Raw genomic sequence first — 11454 nt, forward strand, 5'->3', positions numbered from 1 at the left:
CAATTACAAATGAAAGAAAATAAGAAGAGTAAGAAAAGACGAATCTTTCAAGTATTTTTACTAATGATTTGTTCTGCTATTTTATATGTAAGTTATGCAGCTTACGATATTTGGAGTTATCGTTTTAAAGCAAATGATGACGTGAAAACGGATGCTGGTATCGTACTAGGAGCAGCTTCGTGGAACGGAAAACCATCTCCTGTATTTAAAGAAAGAATTAATCATGCGATTTCTTTATATAAGAACGGAAATATTAAAAAGATTATTTTTACAGGTGGTACAAAGTTCGAGGCAGAACTTGAGGAAGCACGTACTGCAAGAGTATATGCAATGAAACAAGGTGTAAAAGAGGAAGATATTTTAATTGAAACTAAATCCCTTTTCACTGAAGAAAATTTAAAAAATGCGAAGCAAGTTGGAATAGAGAACGGAATACGCACATACACGATTGTAAGTGATCCACTTCATATGAAACGCGCAATGAGAATTGCAAAACATATTAATATTGAAGCGTATGCTTCACCAACGCCGACATCAGCATATAAAACGTTAGACACAGAAATTCCATTCTTCTTTAAAGAATTATTCTCGTATATTGGATATGTAACCTCTTTGCCATTAAAGGCATTGAAAGGAGATTAACATAAGAAAAGAACCTATCCTTAAATAGGAACTTTTCTTATTAGTCAAAAACATTGTATTTTTATCGGAATAGTGAAACAATAGAGAGGTAGCTTCATATAATCATAATAAAAAAGTGAGCGGTTGATGAATCGAACATAAAGGAGATTATAGTATGGCACTCTCATTTGTTGAAACAGAAGAACAATCTTTCATTATTGCACAAATAAATAAATTGATTCCGAAGTTCATGGAAAGGGAACATCAGCTAAGTGAATTGGGATCATTTCCGTATGAAAATATAAATGATTTGAAAGATATCGGATATACGAAATTAACGTTACCGAAGGAATTTGGTGGTAGTGCGATTTCTTTATATGACTTTGTTTTATTTCAAGAGAAAATCGCGGAAGGCTGCGGAGCTACTGCATTATCGATTGGCTGGCATCTTGGCATTGTGAAAGAGCTAGCGGAAAATCGCTCTTGGAATGATGAGATGTTCAAATGGTTTTGCGAAGAAGTACGTAATGGTGCGCTCTTTAACAGGGCAGCAACAGAACCGAAAACAGGGAGTCCGACGCGTGGCGGCAAACCAGAAACAATAGCGGTTCAACAAGGCGAGAAGTGGGTTATAAATGGAAGAAAAACTTTTACAACGATGGCGCCAGTACTTGATTATTTTATTATTTCAGCAAGTATGGAAGGCCAAGAAGAAGTTGGTGAGTTTGTTATTCCAAGAAATACACTCGGTGTATCTATTGAAGAAACGTGGGATAGCGTTGCAATGCGAGGGACTGCTAGCCACGACCTTGTCTTACAAAATGTAGAGATAGAAAGTCGCTTTTTTACAGATATAAAAGGCGGGAAAGTAAAACAAAAGGGTGTTGGCTGGTTGCTACATATACCAGCATGTTATTTAGGAATTGCACAATCAGCAAGAAATTATGCAGTTCAATTTGCGGAATCATACAAGCCAAACAGTTTAAACCATTCTATTAGTTTATTGCCGAATGTTAGAAGATTAGTTGGAGAATTAGAACTCGAGCTTATGCAAGCTCGCGTCTTTTTATATCAAATTGCGAAAAAGTACGATGAGGCAGAAGATAAACTATCACTGCAAGCAGAATTAGCAGCCGTGAAATATGCTGTAACAAATGCGGCGATATCTATAGTGGATAAATCGATGCGCATCGTAGGAGCAAAAAGTTTATCAGAAAAAAATCCGCTCCATCGTTACTATTTAAACGTCAGAGCAGGACTGCATAATCCACCGATGGATGATGCAACATTGTCTATGCTGGCGGATGCGGCGTTTCGGTCGTAGTTTTTAAAGCTTACATTTTATTGTTTATGGATATTATATTTGTTTTGAAAGCACGGGTTTGATTAGTAATCAAACCCGTGCTTTTTATGTGTATGAAGCACTTGGTTGAGATGTAGGTTTTTAATATAAATGATTATCATGGTTTTGTGATTGTTTCTTGTTGAAAAATTCTTATTGTAATGCCAGTTTGGAGGCTGTATAAACATTTTTCGTATTTAATCCCAAATTAATGGTCTTTCTAAGTTTACCGTTCGTAAATATTGTAAAAATTGACCTGCATGGACCGCATCATGATAGGCAATTCGTAATAGCATATCGCCTAAATATCGTTGATAGCCAACATCGCTTCTATCAATAAGTCTTGAATCTAGCTCGGCTATGCTTATCGATTGAACATATTCTATGAAGTCAGTAAAGTATGATTGTGCCAATTCAATTTCTTTTTTTACACAAGTAATCGGCTCGTCATCATACGGGATACGTATGTCGTTTATTGAACCGTTGTTTTTTATAATCATATGGTAGTAAAAAGTTGAACTCCATACATGACGAATCATCTCACCAAAAGACATAGCCTCAGGATTAGGCTTCCAATTAAGAAAATTATTAGGAAGAGAATTCCATAATTTTTCTGAGCGCCTTCTCGTTTCTTTCAAATTTAATATACTAAGATCAATTGCATTCATAATACATTCTCCTTTACTATTAAACTTAAAATAATTGTATCAATTTAATAGTTAGGGTATCATCGAAATATGAATGTATATCCGAATATCTCATATATAGCTAAACTAATTGCTGAACCTACAAGAGCAATCATATTAGATTGTCTAATGAATAATCAGGCACTACCTGCTAGTGAATTGGCTTATATGGCAAAAGTGTCACATCCAACAATTAGTTCGCATCTTTCTAAATTAGTAGAAGGGAATTTACTTACAGTTGAACAACATGGTAGACATCGTTACTATCGACTTGCTAATCAAGAAGTTGCAGAAGTGCTTGAAAAGTTAGGGACAATTGCACCAACAGTTCAAGTTCGCTCTTTAAAACAATCAAGCCAACTAAAACAAATTCGTTATGCTCGAACTTGTTATGATCATCTTGCAGGCAAACTCGGTGTAGAGATAACTGAAAAATTACTAGATAGGCAATTTATAATTTTAGAGGATGGAGAATACATTGTAACGGAACAAGGTAAGCAATGGTTTCTGAATTTTGGAATAAATGTTGATGAGGCAGATACAAAAAGGAGGGTATTTGCAAAACCTTGCCTTGATTGGAGTGAACGACGCTACCATATTGCCGGTTGGTTAGGATCTGCAATAGCAAAACTATTTTTTGAACAGGAATGGATTACAAAAACGGATAAGAATCGGGCTGTCCATCTTACAAAGAAAGGTGTAAAGTTATTGGAAGATCAATTAGGCATTGATATGAAAACTGAGGAAAGAAAAGCTTGAAATTAGAAAAGTCCGTCAAAATGACGGGTTTTTTCATTGTGGTAGGAGTGTACATGAATAATAGGATGTTACCAATAATTGTTGCCAATAAAAAAATCTTTCTTTTCATTCTTCTTTTTTAAGTTTTAAAGGAGAAAGCTAGGCTTCTTATTTTTACTAATGTTATAATAAGAAAAAAGCACGAAAAGAGGTCATCTCATGCTAGAGGTTATTGCAACATGTTTAGAAGATGTAAAACGAATTGAAAGCGCTGGCGGGAAGCGGATTGAATTAATTTCATCTTATACAGAAGGTGGTTTAACACCGAGTTATGCTTTTATAAAAAAAGCGGTAGAAGCGGTAAGTATACCAATTCATGTTATGATTCGTCCGCATGCGAAGTCTTTTACATATACGGAAGAAGAAATTGAAATGATGAAAGAAGATATTATAGTTGCACAGAAGTTAGGAGCAGCTGGTGTAGTATTAGGCGTATTAAATGAACGAAATGAAGTGGATGAAGAGAAATTAGCGGACTTACTATCTGTTGTAGATGGAATAAATGTAACGTACCACCGTGCGATAGATGATATAGAAAATCCAGTAGAAGCGATGAGAACTTTAAAGAAGTTTCATAAAGTGACTCACGTTTTAACTTCAGGTGGACAAGGAAATATAGTAGAGAATATTCCGGTGCTTACAGAAATGCAAAAGGTAAGCGATGGTCAAATTCAGCTTGTAGCTGGAGCTGGCGTGACGAAAGAAAATATAAAGCGATTGCTAGATGAAACTGGAATCACGCAGGCGCATGTCGGTACAGCGGTAAGAGAAGGAAAATCATGTTTTTCTGAAATAGATCCTAATTTAGTACAAGAATTAGTTGAAATAATAAAATAAGTGCTTAAGAAAGAGGAGAAACGATGAAGGAAAATACGAAGAAAGAATTATTCTCTTGGGCTAAAACGATAGGTTTTACCCTTGTATTAATTGCTATTATTCGCGGTGTTTTATTTACACCTTCTTTAGTGCAAGGTGAATCAATGATGCCCACTTTAAAAAATAACGAACGAGTTCTCGTGAATAAGATTGGTTATAGTATAAGTGGATTAGATCGCTTTGATATTATCGTCTTCCACGGAAAAGAAGGATACGATTTAGTAAAACGAGTAATTGGTTTGCCAGGCGATACAGTTGAGTATAAAAATGATGTTTTATATGTAAACGGAAAAGCGATGGAAGAACCATATTTAAAAAAGTTTAAAGAAAAAGCAGTAGGTCGTGTATTAACTCCAGACTTTACGTTAGAACAAATCACTGGGAAAACGAAAGTGCCAGAAGGCCAAGTATTTGTTTTAGGGGATAATCGTGAAGTTTCTAAGGATGGTCGCATGTTTGGCTTTATTTCAGAAGATGAAATTGTCGGAAAAGGACAAGCTGTTTTCTGGCCGTTGGAACAAGTAAGAGCGTTATAAAGTGTGGTGAAGTATGGGAGAGATATTCTTCCATACTTTTTTATTTGCTTAAAATCTATTGATTGAATTGAAGGAATATTTTATAATTTTAAATTATATGTTTGTTTCGAAAAATGGAATTTAAGTTCCGTAATTTGGAACGAAAGGGAGATAGAATGAGTATAAATAAAACGGCAGTTAAGACAATGGATATTTTAGAGTTGTTTTATGAGCATGAAGAGCTAAGTTTAACTGAGATGGTTCGGCTTACAAATATGCCGAAAACATCTGTTTATCGTTTAATTGGCTCGTTAGAAGAGATGGCGTTTTTACAAAAAAACGAAAAGGGGAAATATCGTTTAGGGGTCGTATTTTTACGGTTCGGTCAACTTGTTTCACAACGATTATCAGTAAGAAATATAGCAATTCCTTATATGAAAGAACTTAGAGATAGTTTAGGACAGGCAGTTAATTTAATAATTCAAGATGATAATGAGGCAATTTACGTTGAAAAGATGGAGGGTGTTCAGCCGGTACGCGTGTATACGGCGGTTGGAAGAAGAGCACCGCTTTATGCTGGTGCATGTCCAAGAATTTTACTATCGTATTTCTCTGAGGAAGAGAAACTGAGATACATAGAGGAAGTGGATTTAAAACAGTTTGCAGATGGAACAATCGTGGATAAGGAACAATTGTTAGAAGTGTTGCAAATGGCAAAAAAGGAAGGCTACACAATTAGTTATTCTGAGTTAGAAAATCATACAGCCGCGATAGCAGCACCCATTTTCGCGAGCGATGGAACGGTTGTAGCAGGCATTAGTATTTCAGGATTAGCAATTGAGTACAGCGAAAGTAACATTTCATATTTTATTGCGAAGGTGAAAGAAACAGCGCATCGCATTTCGAAAGAACTCGGCTTTTTGGCATAGAAAGAGGGAGTAGGATGAAATTTTCTGCGTTAGGGGATCAAGCAATTATTGTTACATTTGGTGAAGAAATTAAGATGGGTATATATGAGAAAGTACAGCGGTTATTTAAAGCACTGCAGCAACATCCGTTTGCAGGAATGATAGAGTGCGTTCCGTCGTTTACTTCATTAGCTGTTTACTACAATGTATACGAAGTATGGAAGGGAAATGAGAGAAGTGAAAGGTCACATGATTACGTTCGCCAGTATATAAAGGAGCTGTGTGATTCTTATAAAGAAGAAGTAAAACAGGATGTGAAACATATTTCTATACCAGTGTGCTACGGGGGAGAATATGGACCAGATTTAGAAGAAGTCGCGCATTATCACGGTTTACAAGTAGAAGATGTGATTCGAATACATAGTGAAACTACATATTTTGTATATATGCTAGGTTTTACACCAGGGTTCCCGTATTTAGGAGGACTTTCAAAAGAATTAGAAACACCTAGAAAAGAAAAACCACGGTTACAAATCTCTCCTGGTTCAGTAGGTATTGGCGGAAATCAAACAGGTATTTATCCGCTTGAAACACCAGGTGGATGGAATATTATCGGCCGAACACCTATTACTCTATTTAATCCGAAAGAAGAAATGCCAACATATATTCAAAGTGGTATGTATTTACGATTTATCCCGATAACGAAGGAAGAGTACGTATCACTTGAGGGGGCTAAAGAATGGATGTAGAAGTTTTGCATGCAGGAATGTTTACAACAGTCCAAGATTTAGGGCGATCTTATTATCAACAGTTTGGTGTACCTGTTGGGGGTGCTATGGATAAAAATGCGCTTAGGCTCATTAATATGTTAGTCGGTAATGAAGAGAATGAAGCAGGATTAGAAATGACGATTTTAGGTCCTAAATTGTTAATAAAGAAAACGACTTTACTCGCAATTGGTGGGGTTGATATGGAACCGTTGTTAAATGGAGAACGTATCCCATTATGGCGTCCCATTTTAGCGGAAGAAGGTAGTATGCTTTGTTTTGGAAAAGTGAAAAGTGGTTGTAGAGCGTATGTGACTTTTGCGGGTGGTATACATATTGAGCGTACAATGGGAAGCAAAAGTACGTACATACGTGCTGCGATTGGTGGTATAGAAGGAAGAATGCTGAAAAAAGGAGATTGTTTTCAAATTGGTACGTACTCAGAAATGGCGAATCGTTTCATTCAAGACTTACAAAAAGATGAGCGAATAAAAACGAAATGGGTAATTAGCAACAGCGTACTACCAAAGTATAAGAAACATCCTAAGTTGCGTGTCATAACTGACTTTGAATACGATCAATTTACCGAAGAAAGTAGAAAGGCATTTTTTACGAAAGAGTATAAGGTATCTAATTATGCTGACCGTATGGGCTACAGGGTTGAGGGAGAAGTTTTAAATAGGATTGAAGAAAAAGAGATTTTATCGAGTCCTGTTACATTTGGAACCATTCAAGTTCCTAATGGTGGACAGCCGATTATATTAATGGCAGATAGGCAAACGACAGGTGGCTATCCGAGAATGGGAAATATCATTTCAGTAGATTTACCTCTTCTTGCCCAGCTAAAGCCGGGGGACTATGTTTCTTTTGAGAAAATTACGCTTGAAGAAGCGGAACAATTGTACATAGAACAAGAAGTAAATATGAATCTATTAAAGAAATTCATTGCTTTACGAAGCTGAAATTAGGAGGGAAATAATGTGAAGACAATCGATTTAAACTGTGATTTAGGAGAAAGTTTTGGCGCTTATAAAATGGGGAATGATGATGAAATTCTTCCATTCGTATCCTCTATAAATGTTGCTTGTGGTTTTCATGCAGGTGATCCGTCTGTTATGCGGCAAACGATTGAAAAGGCAATGCAACATAACGTAGCAATAGGGGCACACCCCGGATTTCCAGATTTAATTGGATTTGGTAGAAGGAACATGAATGTTTCAGCAAGTGAAGTATACGATTATGTTTTATATCAAATTGGTGCATTAGACGGTTTTGTAAAAGTGGCTGGCGGGAAGATGCATCATGTGAAACCGCACGGTGCTCTATATAATATGGCGGCAACTAATCCGGAAATTGCAGATGCAATTGCAAAGGCAATTTATCATATAAATCCAAGTCTATTACTTTACGGATTAGCAAATAGCGTGGCATTTATACAGGCTGCAGAAAAATACAAAGTAACTCTCGTACAAGAGGCTTTTGCGGATCGTACATATAAGCAAGATGGTACATTAACGAGCCGTACAGAAGAAAATGCACTTATAAAAGATGAAGACGAAGCGATAAAGCAAGTACTTCAAATGGTGAAAGAAGGCCATGTAAATTCGATCAATGGAGAGAAAGTAGCAGTTCAGGCGCAAACGATTTGTTTACACGGTGATGGGGAAAAAGCAGTACAATTTGCAGAAAGAATATACAGAACATTCAAACTTAATGGTATTTCTATTTGTGCACCGAAATAAAAAATAGGGGGAAGTGCTAGAAATGATTAAATTAATCGGAATACTACTTGTTGCAGTGGGCTTTTTATTTAGATTAAATACACTTTTAGTAGTTATGGTTGCAGGTATTGTTACTGGTATGGTTTCAGGGTTAAGTTTTTATGATGTGATCAGCATGTTCGGTAAATTTTTCATAGAAAATAGATATATGTCTATGCCAATTATATTAACTTTACCGGTAATCGGAATTTTAGAGCGTTACGGTTTAAAAGAAAGAGCAGAAGCACTTATAACGAAATCAAAAGGAGCAACAACTGGAAGAGTATTAATGTCATATTTTACGATAAGAGAATCATCAGCAGCACTAGGGCTTAATATTGGTGGGCATGCGCAAACAGTAAGGCCGCTCGTTGCACCGATGGCAGAAGGGGCCGCGCAAGGTAAATACGGTAAACTTCCTGAAAAATTAAGAGAAAAGATTAAAGCAAACGCAGCTGCTGCGGAAAATACAGCTTGGTTTTTCGGAGAAGATATTTTCATCGCAACTGGTGCTATTTTATTAATGAAAGGATTCTTCGATTCAGTAGGTATGCATGTCGGTGTATGGGATATGGCACTTTGGGGCATTCCGACAGCAATATCTGCACTTATTGTAAGCTGGATTAGATTTAGAAGGTTTGATAAATATATAGAGAAAACAATGAAGGCAGAAGGAAAAGAAGAGAAGGAGGCAATCTAATATGAACATCATCACAATGGATACAATCTATTATGTATTAGGGATAATTGTTGCTTTTATCGCTGTTCGTATCGCATTCGATCGTGAACATCCAAACAGATTCGGTTCTAGTTTATTTTGGGCATTGTTTGCAGTTACATTTTTATTTGGAAATGTAATTCCTTCGTTTTACGTTGGCTGTATCGTGCTCGCTATGGTCGTTTTAGCCTCGCTAAATAAAGTGACAAAATCAGAGGAAAAAGAAGTTCCAGTACAAGAACGTGTAAAACATGCTGAGAAATTAAAAAATAAAATTTTTATGCCTGCACTATTAATTCCTATTTTTACAATTATCGGTACGTTGACGTTAGGGAAAATTAAATGGGGAAATGTCTCTCTTGTTGATCCAGATAAAGTAACTTTAGTTGCATTAGCGCTTGGTGCATTACTCGCATTTGTCGCGGCGATGCGTATTACAAAATCGAAAATAACAACGCCTGTTCAAGAAGGAAGCAGACTATTACAAGCTGTCGGCTGGGCTGTTATTTTACCACAAATGTTAGCGGCACTTGGCGGTATTTTTGCGAAGTCGGGCGTTGGACAAGTCGTTTCTGATTTAGTCGGACAAGTGTTACCGACAGAGTATCCGTTCGTTGCTGTTATGGCGTACTGTTTAGGCATGATGCTATTTACAGTCGTAATGGGAAATGCATTCGCAGCGTTTGCTGTTATTACTGGCGGAATTGGCTTACCTTTAATAGTTCAAATGCACGGCGGAAACCCAGCAATTATGGCAGCACTCGGTATGTTTGCTGGATATTGCGGAACGCTGCTTACACCAATGGCAGCAAACTTTAATATCGTACCTGCGATGCTTTTAGAGCTAAAGGATAAAAATGCGGTTATTAAAGCGCAAGTACCAATTGCTCTTTCAATTTTTATCATAAATATGTTTATTATGTACGGCCTTGTATATCGTTTTTAATTAGGAGGATAAAACTATGAAAACAGTATTATTAACAGGGTTTGATCCGTTTGGCGGAGAAAATATCAATCCAGCTTGGGAAGTAGCAAAAGGTTTGCATGAAAAAACAATTGGAGAATACAAGATAATAAGCAAACAAATACCAACTGTATTTCATAAATCAATAAGCGTATTAAAAGAGTATATAGAAGAACTAGCGCCGGAAATTATTATATGTATCGGACAAGCTGGGGGCAGACCAGATATTACGATAGAACGTGTCGCAATTAATATTGATGATGCAAGAATTGCTGATAATGAAGGGAATCAGCCAGTAGATGTACCGGTTGTAGAAGAAGGAGCGATTGCGTATTGGTCTACACTTCCGATGAAAGCAATCGTAAAAAAACTTCGCGAAGAGGGCATACCGTCATCTGTTTCACAGACGGCAGGCACATTCGTTTGTAATCACTTATTCTATGGACTTATGCATGAACTAGAGAAACATGATAAGAAAATAAAAGGCGGATTCATTCACATTCCGTTCTTACCAGAACAAGCGATTAATTATCCAGGGCAATCGAGTATGTCACTTTCTACTATTTGTAAGGGGATAGAATTGGCAATCGAAGTAACGACGACAGTTGAAGTAGATATTGTAGAGGTTGGGGGCGCAACGCATTAAGTAAAATGAATTGTACAACACCTCCTGTAAACAACTGGTATAATAAGAATAGGAAAATACATAGAGGTGATTTTTGTGCAACAATTTGAAGAAGTTCGTTCAATTTTAGAAAAAGCGAAGAAAATTACAGTATTAACAGGCGCTGGTGCAAGTACGGAAAGTGGTATCCCAGATTTCCGTTCAGCAAATGGATTGTATGCTGATGCGAATGTGGAGATGTACTTATCAAGAGGGTACTATAACCGAAGTCCGAAAGAATTTTGGAAGCATTATAAAGAAATCTTTCAAATTAATACGTTCCATCAATATAAACCAAATCGTGGACATCATTTTTTAGCTGAGCTAGAAGAACAAGGGAAAGATATTACGATTTTAACGCAAAATATTGACGGTTTACATCAATTAGGTGGCAGTAAACATGTCATTGATTTACATGGAACACTTCAAACAGCACATTGTCCGAAGTGTAAAGCGGGATATGATTTACAGTATATGATTGATCATGAAGTGCCGCGCTGTCAGAAGTGTAATTTCATTTTAAATCCAGACGTTGTTTTATACGGAGATACACTGCCTCAATATCAAAATGCGATGAAACGTTTATATGAAACAGATGTACTTCTCGTTATGGGAACGTCATTAAAAGTACAACCTGTCGCTTCATTTCCGGAAATCGCAAAGAGAGAAGTAGGGGCAACAACTATTTTAGTAAATGAAGAGTTAACAGGACAGGAATATAACTTTGATTATGATTTTCAAAATAAAATTGGTGAATTTGTTGAAGAGGTATCTTTAATGAAATAAGTTATCGAAAAAACTGAGGTAGATACCTCAGTTTTTTATTTGAGTATTC

At 36.5% G+C, this 11454-nt stretch carries 14 protein-coding genes; 13 read left to right on the forward strand and 1 reads right to left on the reverse strand.

The genetic code is table 11. The features are described from left to right. The first annotated feature begins 9 nt into the window (after positions 1-9). Positions 10-642 (forward strand): YdcF family protein, encoded by a 633-nt coding sequence (locus ACQGS6_RS16545; RefSeq protein ID WP_000662216.1) that lies wholly within the window; start codon positions 10-12, stop codon positions 640-642. 154 nt (positions 643-796) lie between these two features. Continuing rightward, positions 797-1945 carry an acyl-CoA dehydrogenase family protein gene (locus ACQGS6_RS16550; protein WP_001218341.1) on the forward strand — a complete coding sequence of 383 codons (1149 nt, stop codon included), beginning with the start codon at positions 797-799 and terminating at the stop codon, positions 1943-1945. Positions 1946-2160: 215 nt separating this feature from the next. Here the strand turns inward: ACQGS6_RS16550 and ACQGS6_RS16555 are convergent, their stop codons facing one another. Continuing rightward, positions 2161-2631 (reverse strand): DinB family protein, encoded by a 471-nt coding sequence (locus tag ACQGS6_RS16555; RefSeq protein ID WP_326319019.1) that lies wholly within the window; start codon positions 2629-2631, stop codon positions 2161-2163. 69 nt (positions 2632-2700) lie between these two features. On the opposite strand from ACQGS6_RS16555, the gene ACQGS6_RS16560 reads away from it, so the two are divergent. The 11 genes from ACQGS6_RS16560 (at position 2701) to ACQGS6_RS16610 (ending at position 11405) form a co-directional block, all read left to right on the forward strand. Next, positions 2701-3408, forward strand: coding sequence for an ArsR/SmtB family transcription factor (locus tag ACQGS6_RS16560; RefSeq protein WP_001103809.1), 708 nt, complete (start codon positions 2701-2703; stop codon positions 3406-3408). A 198-nt stretch (positions 3409-3606) separates the two neighbouring features. After that, positions 3607-4284 carry a copper homeostasis protein CutC gene (locus tag ACQGS6_RS16565; protein ID WP_000895111.1) on the forward strand — a complete coding sequence of 226 codons (678 nt, stop codon included), beginning with the start codon at positions 3607-3609 and terminating at the stop codon, positions 4282-4284. Positions 4285-4307: 23 nt separating this feature from the next. After that, positions 4308-4859: a signal peptidase I gene (lepB, locus tag ACQGS6_RS16570; RefSeq protein ID WP_000662498.1), complete on the forward strand. Its 552-nt coding sequence runs from the start codon at positions 4308-4310 to the stop codon at positions 4857-4859. A gap of 155 nt (positions 4860-5014) precedes the next feature. Then, positions 5015-5767 carry an IclR family transcriptional regulator gene (locus tag ACQGS6_RS16575; RefSeq protein ID WP_000026391.1) on the forward strand — a complete coding sequence of 251 codons (753 nt, stop codon included), beginning with the start codon at positions 5015-5017 and terminating at the stop codon, positions 5765-5767. A 14-nt stretch (positions 5768-5781) separates the two neighbouring features. Then, positions 5782-6495 (forward strand): 5-oxoprolinase subunit PxpB, encoded by a 714-nt coding sequence (gene pxpB, locus ACQGS6_RS16580; RefSeq protein WP_000672273.1) that lies wholly within the window; start codon positions 5782-5784, stop codon positions 6493-6495. Beyond that, positions 6486-7475, forward strand: a complete 990-nt coding sequence (locus ACQGS6_RS16585) for a biotin-dependent carboxyltransferase family protein (RefSeq protein ID WP_025966065.1) — start codon at positions 6486-6488, stop codon at positions 7473-7475. The genes pxpB and ACQGS6_RS16585 overlap by 10 nt, the downstream gene beginning before the upstream one ends. A gap of 18 nt (positions 7476-7493) precedes the next feature. Then, on the forward strand, positions 7494-8255 hold the full coding sequence (gene pxpA, locus ACQGS6_RS16590; protein ID WP_030026301.1) for a 5-oxoprolinase subunit PxpA: 762 nt from the start codon (positions 7494-7496) through the stop codon (positions 8253-8255). A gap of 22 nt (positions 8256-8277) precedes the next feature. Continuing rightward, a complete protein-coding gene (locus tag ACQGS6_RS16595) occupies positions 8278-8973 on the forward strand; it encodes a DUF969 domain-containing protein (protein WP_000593392.1) in 696 nt (231 codons plus the stop codon). Position 8974: 1 nt separating this feature from the next. Beyond that, on the forward strand, positions 8975-9937 hold the full coding sequence (locus ACQGS6_RS16600; protein WP_001021658.1) for a DUF979 domain-containing protein: 963 nt from the start codon (positions 8975-8977) through the stop codon (positions 9935-9937). Between the two features lie 16 nt (positions 9938-9953). After that, positions 9954-10601 carry a pyroglutamyl-peptidase I gene (gene pcp / locus ACQGS6_RS16605; RefSeq protein WP_242784882.1) on the forward strand — a complete coding sequence of 216 codons (648 nt, stop codon included), beginning with the start codon at positions 9954-9956 and terminating at the stop codon, positions 10599-10601. 75 nt (positions 10602-10676) lie between these two features. After that, complete coding sequence (locus ACQGS6_RS16610) at positions 10677-11405, forward strand: NAD-dependent protein deacylase (RefSeq protein WP_242784880.1); 729 nt, start codon at positions 10677-10679, stop codon at positions 11403-11405. Positions 11406-11454 lie beyond the last annotated feature (49 nt).

Origin of the sequence: Bacillus sp. GMs2/2 (assembly GCF_050172095.1) — a bacterium.
In the GTDB taxonomy this organism is placed as follows: Bacteria; Bacillota; Bacilli; order Bacillales; family Bacillaceae_G; genus Bacillus_A; species Bacillus_A cereus.

Bases quoted from the DNA above. Each gene is read 5' to 3' on its own strand.
- ACQGS6_RS16550 (WP_001218341.1), top strand. From the start codon at position 797: ATGGCACTCTCATTTGTTGAAACAGAAGAACAATCTTTCATTATTGCA.
- lepB (WP_000662498.1), top strand. From the start codon at position 4,308: ATGAAGGAAAATACGAAGAAAGAATTATTCTCTTGGGCTAAAACGATA.
- ACQGS6_RS16565 (WP_000895111.1), top strand. From the start codon at position 3,607: ATGCTAGAGGTTATTGCAACATGTTTAGAAGATGTAAAACGAATTGAA.
- ACQGS6_RS16555 (WP_326319019.1), bottom strand. From the start codon at position 2,631: ATGAATGCAATTGATCTTAGTATATTAAATTTGAAAGAAACGAGAAGG.
- ACQGS6_RS16600 (WP_001021658.1), top strand. From the start codon at position 8,975: ATGAACATCATCACAATGGATACAATCTATTATGTATTAGGGATAATT.
- ACQGS6_RS16560 (WP_001103809.1), top strand. From the start codon at position 2,701: ATGAATGTATATCCGAATATCTCATATATAGCTAAACTAATTGCTGAA.
- pxpB (WP_000672273.1), top strand. From the start codon at position 5,782: ATGAAATTTTCTGCGTTAGGGGATCAAGCAATTATTGTTACATTTGGT.
- ACQGS6_RS16545 (WP_000662216.1), top strand. From the start codon at position 10: ATGAAAGAAAATAAGAAGAGTAAGAAAAGACGAATCTTTCAAGTATTT.
- ACQGS6_RS16595 (WP_000593392.1), top strand. From the start codon at position 8,278: ATGATTAAATTAATCGGAATACTACTTGTTGCAGTGGGCTTTTTATTT.
- ACQGS6_RS16585 (WP_025966065.1), top strand. From the start codon at position 6,486: ATGGATGTAGAAGTTTTGCATGCAGGAATGTTTACAACAGTCCAAGAT.
- pcp (WP_242784882.1), top strand. From the start codon at position 9,954: ATGAAAACAGTATTATTAACAGGGTTTGATCCGTTTGGCGGAGAAAAT.
- ACQGS6_RS16575 (WP_000026391.1), top strand. From the start codon at position 5,015: ATGAGTATAAATAAAACGGCAGTTAAGACAATGGATATTTTAGAGTTG.